16 protein-coding genes are annotated in these 18485 nt (G+C 60.3%); 14 read left to right on the top strand and 2 right to left on the bottom strand.

Annotated elements, in window-relative coordinates:
- Positions 1–115 precede the first annotated feature (115 nt).
- The 8 genes from JJD74_RS23160 to JJD74_RS23125 all read left to right on the top strand — a co-directional run bounded on the left by JJD74_RS23160 (position 116) and on the right by JJD74_RS23125 (position 8409).
- Entirely contained in the window at positions 116–970 is an 855-nt protein-coding gene (locus tag JJD74_RS23160; RefSeq protein ID WP_047300574.1) for a MurR/RpiR family transcriptional regulator, read from the top strand.
- A gap of 2 nt (positions 971–972) precedes the next feature.
- Positions 973–1617, top strand: a complete 645-nt coding sequence (locus JJD74_RS23155) for an isochorismatase family cysteine hydrolase (protein WP_200616907.1) — start codon at positions 973–975, stop codon at positions 1615–1617.
- Complete coding sequence (locus JJD74_RS23150) at positions 1614–2945, top strand: glutamine synthetase (RefSeq protein ID WP_200616906.1); 1332 nt, start codon at positions 1614–1616, stop codon at positions 2943–2945. Before JJD74_RS23155 ends, JJD74_RS23150 begins: the two co-directional genes overlap by 4 nt.
- Positions 2929–3681: an N-formylglutamate amidohydrolase gene (locus tag JJD74_RS23145; protein ID WP_115146783.1), complete on the top strand. Its 753-nt coding sequence runs from the start codon at positions 2929–2931 to the stop codon at positions 3679–3681. The genes JJD74_RS23150 and JJD74_RS23145 overlap by 17 nt, the downstream gene beginning before the upstream one ends.
- Positions 3682–3763: 82 nt before the next feature.
- Positions 3764–5113: an APC family permease gene (locus JJD74_RS23140; RefSeq protein ID WP_042559744.1), complete on the top strand. Its 1350-nt coding sequence runs from the start codon at positions 3764–3766 to the stop codon at positions 5111–5113.
- Between the two features lie 118 nt (positions 5114–5231).
- The gene (locus tag JJD74_RS23135) at positions 5232–6248 is read left to right on the top strand and encodes an arginine N-succinyltransferase (RefSeq protein ID WP_200616905.1); all 1017 of its coding nucleotides are present in this window, start codon (positions 5232–5234) and stop codon (positions 6246–6248) included.
- A gap of 61 nt (positions 6249–6309) precedes the next feature.
- Complete coding sequence (gene astA, locus JJD74_RS23130; protein ID WP_042559746.1) at positions 6310–7344, top strand: arginine N-succinyltransferase; 1035 nt, start codon at positions 6310–6312, stop codon at positions 7342–7344.
- Between the two features lie 195 nt (positions 7345–7539).
- Complete coding sequence (locus JJD74_RS23125; RefSeq protein ID WP_042559747.1) at positions 7540–8409, top strand: isocitrate lyase/PEP mutase family protein; 870 nt, start codon at positions 7540–7542, stop codon at positions 8407–8409.
- A gap of 133 nt (positions 8410–8542) precedes the next feature.
- Here JJD74_RS23125 and JJD74_RS23120 read toward each other — a convergent pair whose 3' ends face one another.
- On the bottom strand, positions 8543–8845 hold the full coding sequence (locus tag JJD74_RS23120; protein WP_047300569.1) for a hypothetical protein: 303 nt from the start codon (positions 8843–8845) through the stop codon (positions 8543–8545).
- 352 nt (positions 8846–9197) lie between these two features.
- Positions 9198–10277 carry a diguanylate cyclase gene (locus JJD74_RS23115; RefSeq protein WP_042559749.1) on the bottom strand — a complete coding sequence of 360 codons (1080 nt, stop codon included), beginning with the start codon at positions 10275–10277 and terminating at the stop codon, positions 9198–9200.
- A 196-nt stretch (positions 10278–10473) separates the two neighbouring features.
- Between JJD74_RS23115 and JJD74_RS23110 the strand changes: the two genes are divergently transcribed.
- The 6 genes from JJD74_RS23110 (at position 10474) to hglS (ending at position 18118) form a co-directional block, all read left to right on the top strand.
- A complete protein-coding gene (locus JJD74_RS23110) occupies positions 10474–11925 on the top strand; it encodes a flavin-containing monooxygenase (RefSeq protein ID WP_200616904.1) in 1452 nt (483 codons plus the stop codon).
- Positions 11926–11946: 21 nt separating this feature from the next.
- A complete protein-coding gene (locus JJD74_RS23105; protein WP_200616903.1) occupies positions 11947–12873 on the top strand; it encodes an alpha/beta fold hydrolase in 927 nt (308 codons plus the stop codon).
- On the top strand, positions 12870–14369 hold the full coding sequence (gene glcD, locus JJD74_RS23100) for a glycolate oxidase subunit GlcD (RefSeq protein WP_200616902.1): 1500 nt from the start codon (positions 12870–12872) through the stop codon (positions 14367–14369). Before JJD74_RS23105 ends, glcD begins: the two co-directional genes overlap by 4 nt.
- Positions 14369–15418, top strand: a complete 1050-nt coding sequence (gene glcE, locus JJD74_RS23095; RefSeq protein ID WP_200616901.1) for a glycolate oxidase subunit GlcE — start codon at positions 14369–14371, stop codon at positions 15416–15418. Before glcD ends, glcE begins: the two co-directional genes overlap by 1 nt.
- A gap of 2 nt (positions 15419–15420) precedes the next feature.
- The gene (glcF, locus tag JJD74_RS23090; RefSeq protein ID WP_200616900.1) at positions 15421–16641 is read left to right on the top strand and encodes a glycolate oxidase subunit GlcF; all 1221 of its coding nucleotides are present in this window, start codon (positions 15421–15423) and stop codon (positions 16639–16641) included.
- An 88-nt stretch (positions 16642–16729) separates the two neighbouring features.
- Positions 16730–18118 carry a 2-oxoadipate dioxygenase/decarboxylase HglS gene (hglS, locus tag JJD74_RS23085; RefSeq protein ID WP_200616899.1) on the top strand — a complete coding sequence of 463 codons (1389 nt, stop codon included), beginning with the start codon at positions 16730–16732 and terminating at the stop codon, positions 18116–18118.
- Positions 18119–18485 lie beyond the last annotated feature (367 nt).

Here is an 18485-nt window from a genome sequence, read left to right as displayed (position 1 = left end):
TTTGGAGCCTTTTCAACACACCGAAAAATTCACTAGACATGTAGCGTCAGTTACATAAATACTGTTTTAACGGATTGTGAAGCGAATTCGACACACCCATCCAGCAGGAGCCAGGATGCCCCCTCTCAGAGACCTGATCACCGATCCCGGCCTCGATCTGACACCGTCAGAACGCAAAGTCGTTCGCGCCCTGCTTGATCAATACCCACGCAACGGTCTGGGACCGATGGCACGACTGGCCGAACACGCCGGCGTCAGCGACCCGACCATCGTGCGACTGGTGAAAAAACTTGGTTTCGGCGGTTACGCCGAGTTCCAGGATGCGCTCCTGAGCGACATGGATCATCGCCTGCGCTCACCACGCACCCTGCTGCAACCTCGTGCCCAGCAAAACAAGGACGACGCCTGGAGTCATTATCTGGCCGACAGCCATCGCCTGCTGGTTGAAACGCAATCACTGACTCAACCTGAAGACGTACGCATCCTCACGGACTGGCTGCTCGATACCCGGCATCAGGTGTACTGCTTCGGCGGACGCTTCAGCAGCCTGATGGCGAGCTACTTGCTCAATCACTTGCGCCTTCTGCGCACCGGCTGCTTTGCACTGGAAGACAACGCGCAATTGCCTGATCGCCTGTTCGATCTGCAACGCCAGGATGTGGTGTTGCTGTTTGACTATCGCCGTTACCAGTCCCAGGCCCTGCGCGTGGCCAGCGCGGCGAAAAACAACAATGCACGCGTGGTGCTCTTCACCGACATCTACGCCTCGCCACTGCGCGAACTGGCCGACCTGATTATCAGCGCCCCCGTAGAGTCAGCCTCGCCATTCGACACTATGGTGCCGGCGCTGGCGCAAGTCGAAGCACTGATCGCCAGCCTGACCCTGCGCACCACGAATCTGGCCGATCGCCTGGAAGGCATCGACGCCCTGCGCAACGACTTCAATACGCACCTTCTGGAGGATAAATAAGGATGTTCACCCTTCCACACCGCTCGCCGCGAGACCTGCCATTTGTCACTGACCACACGGCATTGTTGCTGGTGGACATGCAGCGTGCCTGGCTCGATCCGCAGTTCGACCCGCACCTCACTGAGCCGGGTGGTGAGTATTTTCGCAGCCGTGTGCGTACGCAGGTCGTGCCCAATCAACAACGTCTGCTGAATGGCTTTCGCGCAGCGCAACAGAACGTGCTGCACACCGTCATAGAGAGCCTTACCGCCGATGGCCGCGACCGCTCGCTGGACCACAAACTGTCCAATCTGAACGTCCCCAAAGGCAGCCCGCAGGCACAGATCATCGCCGAACTGGCGCCTGCAGAAAACGAAATCTATTTGCCGAAAACCTCGTCCGGGGTCTTCAACTCGACCAACATCGATTATGTGCTGCGCAACCTCGCGACCCGCCATTTGATCATCGCCGGCATCGTTACCGACCAGTGCGTGGACATGGCCGTGCGCGATGCTGCCGACCGTGGCTATCTGGTGACTCTGGTCGAGGACGCCTGCGCCACCCACACTGCCGAACGCCATCACGCGTGCCTGAACGCGATCAAGGGTTACTGCTGGATCACCGACACCGACACCGTGCTCGGCCGGTTGCAGGAGATGCAGCCATGAGCGCCCGTCTGACGCCGCTGCCGATGACCACTATCGTCACCACTGACCTGATCGGCATTACCCGTGGCCGCTCGTTCCCCACCGACGAACTTGAGCATTATCAGGCCCCCGGTTGTGGCTGGGTGCCGGCCAACAGCGCCCTGACCCCGCAGGACTCCATTGCTTCGACCAGCCCGTGGGGCGCTTATGGCGACTTGCGTTTGATCCCGGATCTGGGCAGCCGCGTTACCGTGAGCAACGGGCCGGATGTGAACGCCCCGCCGCTGGACTTCATCCACGGCGATCTGCGCGAAACCGACGGTCGGCCATTCGGCGCCTGTCCACGCCCGCTGCTGCGCGATGAGGTCGAGCGCTACCGCGACGATTTGGGCTTGCAGGTCAACGCCGCGTTCGAACACGAATTCAACCTGCATGCAGACGTGGCTGAACCCCCGGCGTTTTCGCTTGAAGCCCAGCGTCAGGGCGCCGAGTTCGGCGGCTGGCTGCTCAGCGCTCTGCGTGCCGGCGGCGTCGAGCCGGAAATGTTTCTGCCCGAATACGGCAAGCATCAATTCGAAATCACTTGCCGACCAGCGCTGGGGGTCGCAGCCGCAGACCGCGCGGTGAATGTGCGCGAAATTGCCCGGGAGATCGCCCGGCAAATGGGCCTGGACCTGAGCTTCGCACCGAAGACCGCCGCTGATGCGATGTGCAACGGCGTGCACCTGCACGTCAGCCTGCTTGATCTGGACGGCCAGCCGATGCTTTACGACGCAGGCACCAGCAATGGTCTGTCGAGCCTCGGCCAGCATTGGGCAGCGGGTATCCTGCATTACTTGCCGGCGCTGTGTGCAATCACCGCACCGACACCGCTCTCGTACGAGCGCTTGCAGCCAAATCACTGGAGCGCCTCTTACGCCTGCCTGGGGCAGCAGAACCGCGAAGCAGCGTTGCGCATCTGCCCGACCTCGACGCTGGGCGGCAAAGCCGTGGCGAAGCAGTTCAACCTGGAATTTCGCGCCATGGACGCCACCGCCTCGCCGCATCTGGCGATGGCCGCGCTCCTGATCGCCGGACGGCTGGGCATCGAACAGCGTCTGGCGCTGAACGCAATCACCAATGAAATCCCCGACTCACTCAATGACGAGCAACGTCAGGCGCGGGGCATCGTCGCCCTGCCCGCCTCGCTGGCTCAGGCACTGGATTGCCTGCGCGACAGTGCAGCCCTGAATGAATGGCTGCCCAAACCGTTGCTCGACAGTTATTACGCCCTTAAAACCGAGGAACTGGCGCTGACGGAACAGCTCTCGATCGCTGAACTTTGTGAGCACTATGCACGCGTGTACTGAATCCGCCGAGCTGGGATTGTTTACCAGACCGGTCTACAACCTGAGCCGCGCCGACTCGACGCATCCATTGATTCTGGTGTGCGAGCACGCCAGTCGCTACATCCCCGAGGCCCTGAATAATCTGGGCCTGGACGATACAGCCGCCCGCGAGCACATCGCCTGGGACATTGGTGCGCTGGAACTGGCCGAGCAATTGTCGGCAACACTCGGCGCCACGCTGTTGAGCGCCAACTATTCGCGGCTACTGATCGACCTCAATCGGCCACGGCATGCCCCCGACAGCATTCCGCTGCAGAGCGAGATCTATCAGGTGCCGGGCAATCGTGAGCTGGACGAAGCCACGCGCGAGTACCGCCGGCAGACGCTGTTCAAGCCGTTTCACACGCGCTTGCAAACACTGATCGACGCGCGCATTGCCAAGGGTCAACCGGTGCGCATAGTCGGGATTCACAGCTTTACGCCGGTGTATTACGGCCAGCCGCGCGCCATGGAAGTCGGTGTGCTGTTTGGCCAGGCCAGGGCGTATGCCCAGCGCCTGCTCGACGATCTGGAAAAACATCCGCTGATAGTTGCAGGCAATCAGCCGTACAGGATTGACCCGCTGGGCGACATGACAGTACCGGTACACGGCGATGCCCGCGGCCTGGATTCGGTGTTGATCGAGGTGCGCAACGACTTGCTGCGCAGCCCCGAAGCGGTGTCGCGCTGGGCCGGATACCTCGCGCCGTTGCTGTAACGAAAGCATTGCTGAAGCTGTAAACGATGGACCGATATAACAACTAAAAAACGACTGATTGGCTTACAAGGAGTTGCGCTTCATGGAAATTGAAGAATTCGGCTACAAGCAAGAGTTGAAACGTAGCCTGACGCTCACCGACCTGGTGGTGTACGGGATGATCTTCATGATCCCCATCGCCCCGTTCGGCGTGTATGGCTACGTCAACGCCGAGGCACCGGGGATGGTGCCGCTGGCGTACATCATCGGCATGGTGGCCATGGTGTTTACCGCGTTGAGCTACGGCAGCATGGCCCGCGCTTTCCCGGTTGCAGGCTCGGTGTATTCCTACGCGCAACGCGGCCTCAATCAACACGTCGGCTTCATCGCCGGGTGGCTGATGCTGCTTGACTACCTGCTGATCCCACCGCTGCTGTACGTGTACGCGGCAATGGCGCTCAACCACTTGTACCCGGACATTCCGAAAGTCGGCTTCATTCTGGCATTCCTTGTCAGCGCTACCTTCGTCAACTTGCGCGGTATCACGTTTACCGCACGGATGAACATTGTCTTCCTGCTGGCGCAACTGGTCGTGCTGGGCATCTTCCTGTTCTATGCCTGGACCGCCCTGCACAACGGTGGCGGCAACGGCGAGCTGACGTTGGCGCCGCTGTACAACCCGCAAACCTTTAACTTCGCCCTGCTGATGCAAGCCGTGTCGATTGCCGTGCTGTCGTTCCTGGGCTTCGATGCGATTTCCACCCTCGCTGAAGAAATCAAGGGCGATCCGGGTCGCAGTGTTGGCAAAGCTGCGTTGATCACGCTGGTGGTGATGGGCACGATTTTCGTCGTGCAAACCTGGATCGCTACCGATCTGGCCGCCGGTCTGGGCTTCAAGTCCGCCGACACCGCGTTCTATGAAATCGCCGAACTCGCCGCCGGTAGCTGGCTGGCGACCCTCACGGCCGTCGCCACGGCGCTGTCCTGGGGTATCGCTGTGGCGGTCACTTCGCAATCTGCGGTGTCGCGCCTGCTGTTCGGCATGGCCCGTGACGGCAAGCTGCCAAAAATACTGGCCAGGGTTCATCCGAAACACAACACGCCGTACATGAGCATTTATCTGGTGGCGGTGCTGTCGCTGCTGATCTGCTACCTGTTCATCAACTCGGTCGACACCCTGACCTCGCTGGTCAACTTCGGCGCGCTCAGCGGTTTCATGCTGCTGCACCTGACAGTGATCAACTACTACTGGCGTCGGCAAAAGTCCGGTCAGGTTGTGCGCCACCTGATCTGCCCGGTGATCGGCTTCATCATCGTTGCGGCCATCATGGTCAACATGGGTGTCGATGCGCAGAAACTCGGCCTGATCTGGATCGCCCTGGGCCTGGTGTACCTGTTCTTCCTCAACAAGTTCAGCGCCACGACCGCGTTGCCTGACCCAAGCAACGGCTGACAAGAAAAAGAGCGGCGTCTGACAACAAATCAGGCGACCGCCGATTTAACGCGTGGAAACCGACAGTGATAGTCAGGTTCGGCAAATTTGCCGAACCTTTTGATACAGGAGTACATCCATGCTGGTCTTACGCCCAGTCGAGCAGACTGACCTGACCCAGCTCCAACAATTGGCCCGTGACAGTCTGGTGGGGGTAACCTCCCTGCCGGACGACAGCGAGCGACTGCGCGAGAAAATCGCCGGCTCCTGTGCCTCGTTTGCCAGTGACGCCACGGCCCAAGGCCCAGAGAACTACTTCTTCGTGCTGGAAGACCTCGACAGTCAACGTCTGGTCGGCTGCTCGGAGATTCTCGCCACCGCCGGCTTCGACGAACCCTTCTACAGCCTGCGCAACCGTCACTTCACCAGTGCCTCGCGGGAATTGAACATCGAGCACGGCGTGCCGGCGCTGTCGTTGTGTCACGACCTGAACGACCACACGCTGCTGCGCGGTTTCCATATCGACGTCGCGCTGGTGCGAACGCCATTTTCCGAATTGCTCTCGCGGGCACGATTGCTGTTCATCGCGGCTCACGCGCCACGCTTCGCCGAAGCAGTGATCACCGAAATCGTCGGCTACAGCGACGAAAACGGGCAGTCGCCGTTCTGGGACGCCCTGGGCAAGCATTTCTTTGACCTGCCTTACGTCGAAGCCGAGCGACTGTGCGGAATGCAGAGCCGCGCGTTTCTCGCCGAATTGTTTCCGCAATACCCGATCTATGTACCGATGCTGCCGCAAGCGGCTCGGGACTGTATTGGCCGTATTCATCCGGACGGCCAGGAAGCCTTCGACATTCTTGAGCGTGAAGGCTTTGAAACCAACAGCTACATCGACCTGTTCGACGCCGGCCCGACGCTGTATGCGCGCACGACGAACATCCACTCGATCGTCCGCAGCCAGATCGCGCCTGTGCAGCAACAGCCACACATTGATGCCCGTGGCCGTTACCTGTTGAGCAATGACGCGCTGCACGGTTTCCGCGCCATCGTCGCCGAACTGGATTACCAACCCGATCAACCCCTGTCCCTCACCCCTGCGATGTGTGCGGCGCTGAACGTGACCAATGGCAGCCCGATTCGGCTGATTGCCCTGTGAACCACGCCCGGTTCTGCACCCAACGACAGTGCCCGAACAGGCGCGCAGAAGGAGTTACAGCATGATTGTCCGCCCGGTTAAAGTCAGCGACCTGCGAGCCTTGATGGCGCTGGTAGAACAGGCCGGCCCGGGGTTCACCACCCTGCCGGTCAATGAAGATCGCCTGTCACACCGGGTGCGCTGGGCACAACGCGCGTTCGCCGAGCAGGTCGAGCGTGCCGACGCCGATTATCTGTTCGTGCTCGAAGACGATGACATGCGTGTGGTCGGTGTCAGTGCATTGGCCGGGGCGGTCGGCCTGCGTGAACCCTGGTACAACTATCGGGTCGGGTTGACCGTGAGTTCGGCGCCGAATCTGGGCATTCAACGGCAGATCCCGACATTGTTCCTCAACAACGAACTGACCGGGCAATCGGAACTGTGCTCGTTGTTCCTGAGCCACGACCATCGTCACGGCAGCAACGGTCGCTTGCTGTCGCTGGGGCGCCTGTTGTTCGTTGCCGAGTTTCCGCATCTGTTTGGCGAGAAGATGATCGCCGAACTGCGGGGCAGCGCAGATGAAACGGGCTGTTCGCCGTTCTGGGACAGCCTTGGCCGGCACTTCTTCCAGATGGATTTCTGCCATGCCGATCACCTGTCGGGGCTGGGCAACAAGTCGTTCATCGCCGAACTGATGCCGCGCCAACCGCTGTACACCTGTCTGCTCACCGAACAGGCGCAAGCGGCCATCGGCCAGGCGCATCCGAACACTGAGCCGGCGCTGAAAATCCTTCAGGCCGAGGGTTTCGCCCACAAGGGCTACATCGATATTTTCGACGGTGGGCCGGTGATTGAAGCGCCGATCCGCAACATCCGCACGGTACGTGACAGCCTGGAGCTGTCCTTGAGCCTTGGCAGCCCGGACGAACAGGCACCGCTGTGGCTGATCCACAACCGGCGCCTGGAAAACTGTCGTATCACCGTTGCTCGGGCGCGCCGGGTCGGCAGCAGCCTGGTCATCGACCGTCTCACGGCCAAACGCCTGCAACTGCAGCCGGGGAATTCGGTGCGGGCGGTGATGCTGCCCAACCAACAGCAGCAGGCCGCTGCGGCTTGAAGGCTTGCCAATGCCCGCGAAGCCACCGACAAACCGCTTCACTGAAGTGAATCCTTTCAGCACTGGAACCACTGTGAGCAGCAACCTCGAAAATTCGTCATGATCCTTGACCCATTCGCGTGATAGCCTTTTCATTCTTCGGCGTTGACACCTTTGCTCAAGCCGTTCCATTCCTTTGGTATTGGTGGAACTCGTATGACCAGGCTTTCTCATCAAGATTTGCGTCGTAATTTCCGTCAGCTGCTGGCCTCCGACACCTGCTACCACACGGCTTCGGTGTTCGACCCGATGTCCGCCCGGATTGCCGCTGACCTGGGTTTTGAAGTGGGGATTCTCGGTGGCTCGGTGGCCTCGTTGCAGGTGCTGGGCGCACCGGACTTTGCCCTGATCACCCTCAGCGAGTTCGCCGAACAAGCCACCCGCATCGGCCGCGTCGCCCAATTACCGGTGATTGCCGACGCCGACCACGGCTATGGCAACGCCCTCAACGTGATGCGCACCATCGTCGAACTGGAACGCGCCGGCGTCGCCGCCCTGACCATCGAAGACACCTTGCTGCCCGCGCAATTCGGGCGCAAATCCACCGACCTGATCACCGTGGCCGAAGGCGTTGGCAAAATTCGCGCGGCGCTGGAAGCCCGTGTTGATACAGAAATGGCGATCATCGCCCGCACCAATGCCGGGATCCTGCCGATTCAGGAAATCATCAGCCGCACCCGCCAGTACCAGGGCGCGGGCGCCGATGGCATCTGTATGGTCGGGGTGCAGGATTTTGATCAGCTTGAACAGATCGCCGAACATCTGACCGTGCCACTGATGCTGGTCACCTACGGCAACCCGGCGCTGCGCGACGACAAACGTCTGGCCGAACTGGGTGTGCGCGTGACCATCGACGGCCACGGCGCGTACTTTGCGGCGATCAAGGCGACCTACGACAGCTTGCGTGAACAGCGACAGATCTTTACCCAGGCTTCGGACTTGAGCGCCACCGAGCTGACGCACACCTATACCCAGCCGGAGGAATACATTCTCTGGGCCAAGGAGTATATGAGCGTCAAGGAGTGATGTGCTGGCCGAACTGGCCTCTTCGCGAGCAGGCTCGCTCCCACATTTGATCTGTGTCGAACACAAATTCTGTGCTCACTACAAATCCACTGTGGGAGCGAGCCTGCTCGCGAAGGCATCTGCCGCTACACCGCTAAACCGGGGTTTTGTAAGCCTCCTCCCGCTGAGCCGCCCGCGCCTGAATCACATCCAGAATGGCACACCCTTCGCGCATCAGCAGATGCACCGCGCTGGTGACCCGCGTCAGGTCAAAGTCTGAAATACCTTTGAGGTTGAGGCTGGACAAGGTGTCCGCCAAATCGCGCACGACCACAAACCGATGCATCGCGCAGGCCGCCATGTCGCTGAGTTCTTTGTGGGTATTGATGAAGAGCACCGGAGATTCGGCGTCGTAGGTGTCGATGGGGAGGTAGCGTGGCATTACTTGGTCGGTCATAAAGTTCACTCCAGATGGGTCAGGTGCTGTATTCGACCGGCCAAGATCGTCGCGGAGGTTTTCGCGAACAGGGACTATAAGTGTGTCGATAGAGTGTCGCAACGAGAGCCTCTGTCAGACTTTTCGCTAATTTTCGTGCGTAGTTGAACCACTGTGGCGAGTGGACTAATTGGGAAATGCCCGGGACCAGCGCCGACGTGATACACCGCGCTGAATAGGATCTTGAATTCAAGTAGATCTTGCACCTTGGCGCATTAGCCACAAACAACGCGACCAGTCCCCTCTCCCCCGGGAGAGGGCTAGGGTGAGGGGCGGCCACACCGCAAATCCGCTGTGGTGCCAGCGGGGGGATTTATCTCACGCCGAGTCCCAGCAATGGCTGCTTGGGCAAACTGTCGCAATTGCAGATCACCCGGTTCCTTCCACTCGCCTTGGCCTCATACAGCGCCTGATCCGCATCACTGAGCCAACGGGTCGCATCGGGGTGCGCCGGATCGTACGCCGCCAGGCCAATACTCAAACTGACCTTCAACGCCGGATTCTGCTCATAACCCAGTGTCGCGAAACGCTCGCGCAACGCTTCCATGGCCTGGGCGGCATTGAACAGCGGCAACTCCGGGAGAATCACGCAGAACTCATCGCCGCCGTAACGCCCGGCAACGTCAGTCGCGCGCAGGTTCTGCTTGAGCATCTTGCTCAATTGTCGCAACACGATATCGCCGGCCACATGCCCGTAGGTGTCGTTGATTGCCTTGAAATGGTCGATGTCGATCAATGCAATGGCCGCGCCCTGCTTCTGCCGTATGCAACGCTGAAAGGCGATTTCCAGTTGATCCTTCCACGCACCGTGATTGAGCAGACCAGTGAGGCTGTCGGTGCGACTCAGCGCCAGCAATTCACGTTTATGCACACCCAGCGTGTAGGCCTGCCGAAAGCAGATCCAGCCCAACGCCAGCGGGTACAACAGCAGTAGCGGGAAACAGGCGTACATCTGCGCCGGCGTGGTTTGCGGGATGAACGCCGGGGCAAACACCACCAACCCTACGCCAACCCCAAGCAACTGCGCCGCAGAGCCGGCCAGCAGAAAACGCAACCCACCGATGGCGACGTTGTTCATTGCCATCATCGAGATGGTCGTGGCAGCGGGTAATGGATTGAAATGCATGGCAGCAACCCAGAAGCCGCCGAAAAAGGCGTCAATCAACAGGTTGCGATGTTCGGCATGAAAAGGCACCCGAGCGCGGCGCGCCAGCTGATAGGCCAGGTGGGGCCAGACCAGACCATTGAACAACATCAGCGCCCAGACCCATAACGGCGGATCGAGCGAGTACATCGACACAGACACACACAAAAGCCCAAGCACCAGCCCGAGGACTCTTGAGGTGTACAGCCTCCTTGCCAATGAAAGTCCCTTTCGTCCCGTATTTCCCATAAGGGCCTCGACCACGACGGAACCTGCAAAGTGCAGGACAGATGTGCTCAAAGTCTAACAGGGCAACGTTAAATAGCCATCACCGGTCAGCGGCCTGAAAGACGCATGCTTTCCATGGATTTGGGCTCCCACAGTGCAAATCTTTGGCTATACATGAAGGGAGCAAAACGGAAAAACGACTATAAGAAGGAGGCCCATGCAGACTTATCAAGTGTTGATCATCGGCAGCGGATTTGGCGGTCAGTGCGCGGCGATCAACCTGCTCAAGGCCGGGATCGACGATTTTCGCCTGCTGGAACGGCGCGATTTCTTTGGTGGCACCTGGTGCCAGAACACCTACCCCGGCGCGGCGGTGGATGTGCCCTCACCGCTTTATTCGCTGTCATTCGCGCCGTACCGCTGGTCACAGATGTTCGCCGAACAAGCGGAATTGCATCGCTATACCGAGCACGTGATCGATACGTTCGGCCTGCGTGAACGCGTGGAGCTGCAAGCCAACGTCGAACACGTCGAATGGGACGACACGGAAAAACGCTGGGCCGTCCACACCACCAAGGGCACGTACCATGCGCAGTTCCTGATCAATGCGAGCGGGCCATTGAGCCAACCGGTCATCCCGCGCTTTCCTGGACAGGATCGCTTTCAGGGCAAGACATTTCATACAAACAATTGGGATCACAGCTACGACTATCGCGGTAAACGCGTGGCCATTGTCGGCAGCGGTGCCAGCGCCGCGCAGATAATTCCCGTTATTGCCCCGCAGGTCGAGCAACTGCATGTATTCCAGCGCACGCCGCATTGGGTGCTGCCGCGCGCCGATCGAGTGTTCGGGCCGTTTCAGCGCTGGTTACTCGGTTTGAAACCGGCCTACAAACTGCTGCGCTGGCTGATTTACTGGCAGTTCGAAACCCGCGTGATCGCCTTCAAGTACTCGAAACCGGCGATTAACCTGGTGCAAAAGCAAGCGCTGCGTTTTCTCAAGCGCCAGGTGCACGATCCGCTGCTCCAGCAAAAACTCACGCCGGATTTCACCATCGGCTGTAAACGAGTGCTGGTTTCCAGCACCTATTACCCGGCACTGACCCGGCCCAATGTCACCCTGCACAGCCGCGAGCAGGGCATCGCCTCAATCGATGAAAACGGAATCAACACCCAGGACGGCGAGCACATCGATGTTGATCTGATCGTCTGGTCGACGGGCTATGACGCTACCGATGGCGTTATTTCCTACCCCGTCAGCGGAAAGAACGCCGTGCAGCTCAGAGATGTCTGGGCCGAATATCCTCGCGCCTACCTCGGCACCAGCCTGCCGGACTTTCCCAACCTGTTTATCGTCACGGGGCCCAATACCGGCATTGGCCACACTTCGGCGCTGTTCATCATCGAATCGCAGATGAACTACATCATCGACTGCATCCGCACCGTACAAACCAAAGGTCTGCGCAGCATCGAAGTGCGCCCCGAGGCAGAACGTACCTACACTGCAATGATTCACCGGGAGATGGAGCGTACGGTCTGGAAGTCCGGCGGCTGCCACAGTTGGTATCAAAGCAAGAGCGGTCATGTGATCGCGATGTTTCCCGGCTTCAGTTTCAGCTATCACCGTTTGACCCGGGCGCTGAAACCGGCCGATCACATTTTGTCCTGACTACGTATAAGGAAGACGTCGATGCTTTTGCTGTTTGTCGCCCTCGCGGTGTTCGTGGCCTGGAGCTGGTTGAGTTATCCGGCGGTCGGCCATTGGCTGTATGACCTGAACATGGCCATCGAGGCCAAGTTGTACAAACTGCACAAGATCGAAGTGCCGATCGCCGAGATGACCGTCTCGACCTGGCAGGGTGGGCCGTATGAAGCGGCCAGTGCGATCCTGATGCTGCACGGCTATAGCGGCGACAAAAACCTGTGGCTGCGCTTCTCCCGGCATTTCGTACGCGAGTATCGGGTGATCATTCCGGATCTGGCCGGCCATGGTGAAACCGGCTTCAAGGCGGGTGGCGGCTATGACATTGCGGTTCAGGCCAAGCGCATGATCCAGTTGCTCGACGTCTGCGGCGTGGAGAAAGTCCACGTGATCGGCAACTCCATGGGCGGTTACATCGCGGCCTGGCTGGCGGCAACGTATCCGGAGCGGGTCGCTTCGCTGGCGTTGATCGACCCGGCCGGCGTCACCGCCCCCGAGGTCAGCGACATGGAGCGCCACCTGGCCCGTGGGCACAACCCGTTTCTGATCAACTCCCGGGAAGAATTCCAGCAGTTTTATGCGATGACCATGGCCTCACCGCCGTGGGTGCCTAAGCCCGTGCTGGATGCGATCGCCCAGCGTTATGAAAACCAGCGCGATGAACTGGAAGAGATCTTCCGCGATTTCCGCGCCAGCCCGCCGATGGAGCCGAAACTGCCGGACATCAAATGCCCGGCGCTGCTGCTGTGGGGCCGCAAGGACCGCCTGATCGATGTCAGCAGCGTGCCGATCTGGAGCAAAGGCATCGCCAATTTGCAGGTGGATGTCTGGGACCACGTCGGGCATATGCCGATGGTCGAACAGCCGGGGGACACCGCGCGGTTGTATCGGGAGTTTTTGGGCAAGCAAAAATGAACATTCTTTACGACGAACGCCTCGACGGTCGGCTGCCTGACGTCAACAAGGCCGATCTGCTCAAGGCCTTGCAACACGCCATCCCTGACCTCGACATTCTCTGGCGCGAGGAGGAACTCAAACCCTACGAATGCGATGGACTCTCCGCCTACCGCACCACCCCGATGCTGGTCGCCCTGCCCCGGCGTCTCGAGCAGGTGCAAACCCTGCTTGAACTCTGCCATAAACAAAACGTTCCGGTGGTCGCCCGCGGCGCCGGCACTGGTCTTTCCGGCGGCGCGTTGCCCCTGGAAAAAGGCCTGTTGCTGGTGATGGCGCGCTTCAACACCATCCTCCACATCGACCCGGCCGCCCGCACTGCACGGGTCCAGCCAGGCGTGCGCAATCTGGCGATTTCCCAGGCCGCCGCGCCGTTCGGGCTGTATTACGCGCCGGATCCCTCGTCGCAGATCGCCTGTTCGATTGGCGGCAACGTCGCTGAAAACGCTGGTGGTGTGCATTGCCTCAAGTACGGCCTGACCGTGCACAACCTGCTGAAAATCGAAGTGCTGACGATTGAAGGCGAACGCCTGACCCTGGGCTCCGAAGCCTACGATTCACCCGGTTTCGACTTGCTTGCGCTGTTCACCGGTTCTGAAGGTTTGCTGGGGATCATCACCGAAGTCACGGTCAAACTGCTGCCCAAACCGCAGGTCGCCAAAGTGCTGCTGGCCAGTTTCGATTCCGTGGAAAAGGCCGGACGCGCCGTGGCCGAAATCATCGCCGCGGGGATAATTCCCGGCGGTTTGGAGATGATGGACAACCTCGCCATTCGCGCCGCCGAAGACTTTATCCACGCCGGTTATCCGGTCGACGCCGAAGCCATTCTGTTGTGCGAACTCGATGGCGTCGAAGCGGATGTCCACGATGACTGCCAGCGGGTTCGCGACGTGATGACCGAGGCCGGCGCCACTGAGGTGCGTCAGGCGCGTGACGAAGCCGAACGCGTGCGTTTCTGGGCCGGGCGCAAAAACGCCTTTCCGGCCATCGGCCGCTTGTCGCCGGACTATTACTGCATGGACGGCACCATTCCGCGGCGCGAATTGCCCGGCGTCCTGCAAGGCATCGCCCGCCTCGGCGAGGAATACGGTTTGCGCGTGGCGAATGTGTTCCATGCCGGCGACGGCAACATGCATCCACTTATTCTGTTCGACGCCAACCAACCCGGTGAACTGCACCGCGCCGAAGCCCTGGGCGGCAAAATTCTGGAACTGTGCGTGCAGGTCGGCGGCAGCATCACCGGCGAACACGGGGTCGGCCGCGAAAAAATCAACCAGATGTGCGCGCAATTCAACAGCGAAGAATTGACCCTGTTCCACGCCGTCAAAGCCGCGTTCGACCCGCTAGGCCTGCTCAACCCCGGCAAGAACATCCCGACGCTGCACCGCTGCGCCGAGTTTGGCGCGATGCACATTCATGCCGGGCAATTGCCATTTCCCGAACTGGAGCGCTTCTGATGGCTGACGTCGACGGCGCCAACGCCCTGCTCGATCAGGTCAATGAAGCGCGGGCCAATGCAACGCCGCTGAAAATTCAGGGCGGCAACAGCAAGGCGTTTCTCGGCCGCGAAGTGGCCGGTGAGGTACTCGACACTCGCGTGCATCGCGGCATCGTGCGCTATGAGCCGACCGAACTGGTGGTCAGCGTGCGCGCCGGAACGCCACTGTCCGAGTTGCTTGCGGCACTGGATGCCGCCGGGCAAATGTTACCGTGCGAGCCGCCAGCATTCGGTGAAAGCGCCACGGTCGGCGGCATGATTGCGACGGGTTTGTCCGGGCCTCGGCGGCCATGGTCTGGCTCGGTGCGCGATTTCGTTCTTGGTACACGAGTGATTACCGGTCTGGGCCAACACCTGCGTTTCGGCGGCGAAGTGATGAAAAACGTTGCCGGTTATGACCTCTCGCGGCTGATGGCCGGCAGTTACGGTTGCCTCAGCGTGCTCACCGAAGTCTCGCTGAAAGTCCTGCCCAAACCCCGGCAATGCCTGAGTATTCGCCTGGATATCGACTGCGCCAGGGCACTGGCCAATCTCGCCGAATGGGGCCAGCAACCGCTGCCGATCAGCGCTGCGTGCCACGATGGCGACAGTTTGTATCTGCGCCTTGAGGGTGGCGAGGGCTCGGTGACGGCGGCGCATCAACGCCTGGGTGGTGAACCGCTGGACTCGCTGTTCTGGCGTGATTTGAACGAGCAACGTTCGCCATTCTTTGACGAAGGCCTGCCGTTATGGCGCCTATCGCTGCCGAACAATCTCGGCGTGCTGGATCTGCCCGGCGCGCAACTGATCGACTGGGCCGGCGCGCAACGCTGGTTGAAATCCGACAGCCAACACATTCATAGCCTTGCCCAGGAACTCGGCGGCCACGCCACCTGCTTCACCCATGGCGCCACCTCGTCACCGTTCCAGCCGTTGCCGACGACACTGCTGCGCTATCACCGGCAACTCAAGGCGCAACTCGACCCGCAAGGGCTGTTCAACACCGGCCGGATGTACGCGGAGTTTTAGCCATGCAAACAACCCTCAGCGAGCAATCCCGACAATTGCCCCGCGCCGCCGAGGCGGAAAAGATTCTCCGTAGCTGCGTGCATTGCGGCTTTTGCAACGCGACGTGTCCGACGTATCAGTTGCTCGGCGATGAGCTTGATGGCCCGCGCGGGCGCATCTATCTGATCAAGCAAGTGCTCGAAGGCGCGCCGGCGACCGCACAGACGCAACTGCATCTGGACCGCTGCCTGTCGTGCCGCAATTGCGAAACCACCTGTCCGTCCGGCGTCGACTATCACAACTTGCTCGATATCGGGCGGGCGGTGGTTGATCAGGCAGTGCCGCGTCCGGCGGCGCAACGCTTGTTGCGTGAAGGCCTGCGCGCACTGGCGCCGAATCCGCGATTGTTCAAAGGTTTGCTGCGGGTGGGCGCCACGTTTCGGCCGCTGTTGCCGCGAATGTTTGAAAGCAAACTGCCGCAGCCCATGCTGACGTCGGGGTTGCGTCCCGTCCCTCGGCATGCGCGCCGCGTCATGTTGCTGGAAGGCTGCGTGCAGCCGGGTTTGTCGCCGAACACCAATGACGCCACGGCGCGGGTGCTCGACCGACTCGGCATCAGCGTCATCCCGGTAGCCGAGGCCGGTTGCTGTGGGGCGCTGGATTATCACCTCGACGCCCAGGCCAAAGGGCTCGACCGCGCCCGGCAGAACATCGACGCCTGGTGGCCACACCTGCAAAACGGCGCCGAAGCCATCGTGCAGACCGCCAGCGGCTGCGGCGCGTTCATCAAGGATTACGGGCATCTGCTCGAGGCCGATCCGGTCTATGCCGACAAGGCACGGCGGATCAGCGAAATGACGATCGATCTGGTGCAGGTTCTCGCGCAAGAACCGCTGGAGCAGATCTGCGCCGCCAGCGAACAGCGGATCGCTGTGCATTGCCCGTGCACCTTGCAGCACGCGCTGAAACTCGGCGGTGCGGTGGAAGCGGTGCTGACCCGCCTCGGTTTCAACCTGACGGCGGTGCCGGACGGCCACTTGTGCTGCGGCTCGGCGGGCACCTATTCCCTGACCCAACCGACACTGGCGCGGCAACTGCGCGACAACCGCCTCAATGCCTTGGAAAGCGGCCGCCCGCAGTTGATCGTCACCTCCAACATCGGTTGCCAGAGCCACCTGGCCAGCGCCGGACGCACGCCGGTTATGCACTGGATCGAACGGGTGGATCAGTCGTTGGCAGAATGAAGTTCGTAGGATTCTTCGTTTGCCCGCGCAGGAGAAGGCTGCGATCTTTTCTCCTATCCAATACGTGACCGTGGCAGGAATTTATTTCATGACCGTGCAGCCTTTCGTCAGCCCCGACCTGATCCGCCAACGCTTCTCCAAAGCGATGTCCGATATGTACCGCGAAGAAGTGCCGCTGTACGGCGCACTGATGGAACTGGTGGAACAGACCAACCGTGACGTGCTTTCCCGTGAGCCAGGCATCGCCGGGCAGCTAGACAGCACCGGCGAAATCGAACGCCTGCACATGGAACGCCATGGCGCCATCCGCGTCGGCACCGCAACGGAACTGGCCACCCTCGCCCGCTTGTTTGCGGTCATGGGCATGCAACCGGTGGGGTATTACGACCTGACGCCGGCGGGCGTGCCAGTGCATTCGACGGCGTTTCGCGCGGTGCATGAAGATGCGCTGCAAATCAGTCCGTTTCGAGTATTCACGTCGTTGTTGCGGCTGGAGTTGATTGAAGACCCTGAGCTGCGCGCTTTCGCCGAGTCAATCCTGGCCAAACGTTCGATCTTTACCGACGCGGCGCTGCGTTTGATCGCCCAGGCTGAAACGGCTGGCGGACTCAACGAAACCGAATCGCAGGAATTCGTCCTACAGGCATTGGAAACCTTTCGTTGGCATCACAGCGCAACCGTTACCGCTGCGCAGTATCAGACGTTGAGCGCCCAACACCGGTTGATCGCCGATGTCGTGGCGTTCAAAGGCCCACACATCAATCACCTGACCCCGCGCACGCTGGACATCGATATCGTCCAGGAACAGATGGCGGCCCATGGCATCACGCCCAAAGCGGTGATCGAAGGCCCACCTCGCCGGCAATGCCCGATCCTGCTGCGCCAGACCAGTTTCAAAGCGCTGGATGAGCCAGTCGCATTCATCGATCAGAGCGAAACCCGTGGCAGCCACAGTGCGCGGTTTGGCGAAATCGAACAACGCGGCGCCGCGCTGACACCCAAGGGCCGGGCGCTGTATGACCGATTACTGAATGCGGCTCGCGATGAGCTCGGTGATTTCCCCAACGAAGGCAATGCCTCACGCTACAACACGCTGATGACTCAACACTTTGGCGAATTTCCCGACAGCGTCGACGGCATGCGCGAACATGAGCTGGCGTACTTTCGCTACTTCGCTACGGAAAAAGGCATGGCGTCGGGTAGCCTCGGTGACGCCTCGCTAGAGGATTTGTTGCGCAATGGTTATGTGAAAGCTGAGCCGCTGGTGTACGAAGATTTCCTGCCGGTCAGTGCAGCGGGAATTTTTCAGTCGAACCTTGGGGATGCGGCGCAGGCGCACTATGGCGAGCACTCCAATAGACAGGCGTTCGAACAAGCGCTGGGGCGCTCGACCATTGATGAGTTGGGGTTGTATGCCGAGACGCAGAGGCGTTCGATTGAAGAGTGCGCGAAAGTGCTGGGGCTGAAAATAATCTAACGGCAGGTCGTCGATCGTTTGCTTTTGACTCATCGCACGGCCAATGATGGCCTTCGGCCGTACTGCGCAAGAAGTTGCGCAGTACCCCATAATAAAACACCCCTCTGAAACGCTACAGCCCATACGCCACATGGCCTGCAGCCAAGTGCGCAAGAAGTTGCGCAGTACTGCGCAACTTCTTGCGCACTTTTGCCCTCGCTCCCCAGTGAAAAACCCTCACAATCGCAGGCCAGAGCACTCTGCCCCCCGCCCTCCGGGGACTTCGCAAAACCTGGCACGCTCCTTGATAACAGTCAGGCACCCACCGGGCGATTTCGCCTCCCGGGCACCTTAAATTTATCCGCAAGGAGAGCACCCCATGGCAACA

The organism is Pseudomonas sp. MF6776 (assembly GCF_016613125.1).
Lineage (GTDB): Bacteria > Pseudomonadota > Gammaproteobacteria > Pseudomonadales > Pseudomonadaceae > Aquipseudomonas > Aquipseudomonas iridis.
This window is presented reverse-complemented; position numbering and strand designations above follow the sequence as displayed.

Bases quoted from the DNA above. Each gene is read 5' to 3' on its own strand.
- JJD74_RS23160 (WP_047300574.1), top strand. From the start codon at position 116: ATGCCCCCTCTCAGAGACCTGATCACCGATCCCGGCCTCGATCTGACA.
- JJD74_RS23155 (WP_200616907.1), top strand. From the start codon at position 973: ATGTTCACCCTTCCACACCGCTCGCCGCGAGACCTGCCATTTGTCACT.
- JJD74_RS23150 (WP_200616906.1), top strand. From the start codon at position 1,614: ATGAGCGCCCGTCTGACGCCGCTGCCGATGACCACTATCGTCACCACT.
- JJD74_RS23145 (WP_115146783.1), top strand. From the start codon at position 2,929: ATGCACGCGTGTACTGAATCCGCCGAGCTGGGATTGTTTACCAGACCG.
- JJD74_RS23140 (WP_042559744.1), top strand. From the start codon at position 3,764: ATGGAAATTGAAGAATTCGGCTACAAGCAAGAGTTGAAACGTAGCCTG.
- JJD74_RS23135 (WP_200616905.1), top strand. From the start codon at position 5,232: ATGCTGGTCTTACGCCCAGTCGAGCAGACTGACCTGACCCAGCTCCAA.
- astA (WP_042559746.1), top strand. From the start codon at position 6,310: ATGATTGTCCGCCCGGTTAAAGTCAGCGACCTGCGAGCCTTGATGGCG.
- JJD74_RS23125 (WP_042559747.1), top strand. From the start codon at position 7,540: ATGACCAGGCTTTCTCATCAAGATTTGCGTCGTAATTTCCGTCAGCTG.
- JJD74_RS23120 (WP_047300569.1), bottom strand. From the start codon at position 8,845: ATGACCGACCAAGTAATGCCACGCTACCTCCCCATCGACACCTACGAC.
- JJD74_RS23115 (WP_042559749.1), bottom strand. From the start codon at position 10,277: ATGGGAAATACGGGACGAAAGGGACTTTCATTGGCAAGGAGGCTGTAC.
- JJD74_RS23110 (WP_200616904.1), top strand. From the start codon at position 10,474: ATGCAGACTTATCAAGTGTTGATCATCGGCAGCGGATTTGGCGGTCAG.
- JJD74_RS23105 (WP_200616903.1), top strand. From the start codon at position 11,947: ATGCTTTTGCTGTTTGTCGCCCTCGCGGTGTTCGTGGCCTGGAGCTGG.
- glcD (WP_200616902.1), top strand. From the start codon at position 12,870: ATGAACATTCTTTACGACGAACGCCTCGACGGTCGGCTGCCTGACGTC.
- glcE (WP_200616901.1), top strand. From the start codon at position 14,369: ATGGCTGACGTCGACGGCGCCAACGCCCTGCTCGATCAGGTCAATGAA.
- glcF (WP_200616900.1), top strand. From the start codon at position 15,421: ATGCAAACAACCCTCAGCGAGCAATCCCGACAATTGCCCCGCGCCGCC.
- hglS (WP_200616899.1), top strand. From the start codon at position 16,730: ATGACCGTGCAGCCTTTCGTCAGCCCCGACCTGATCCGCCAACGCTTC.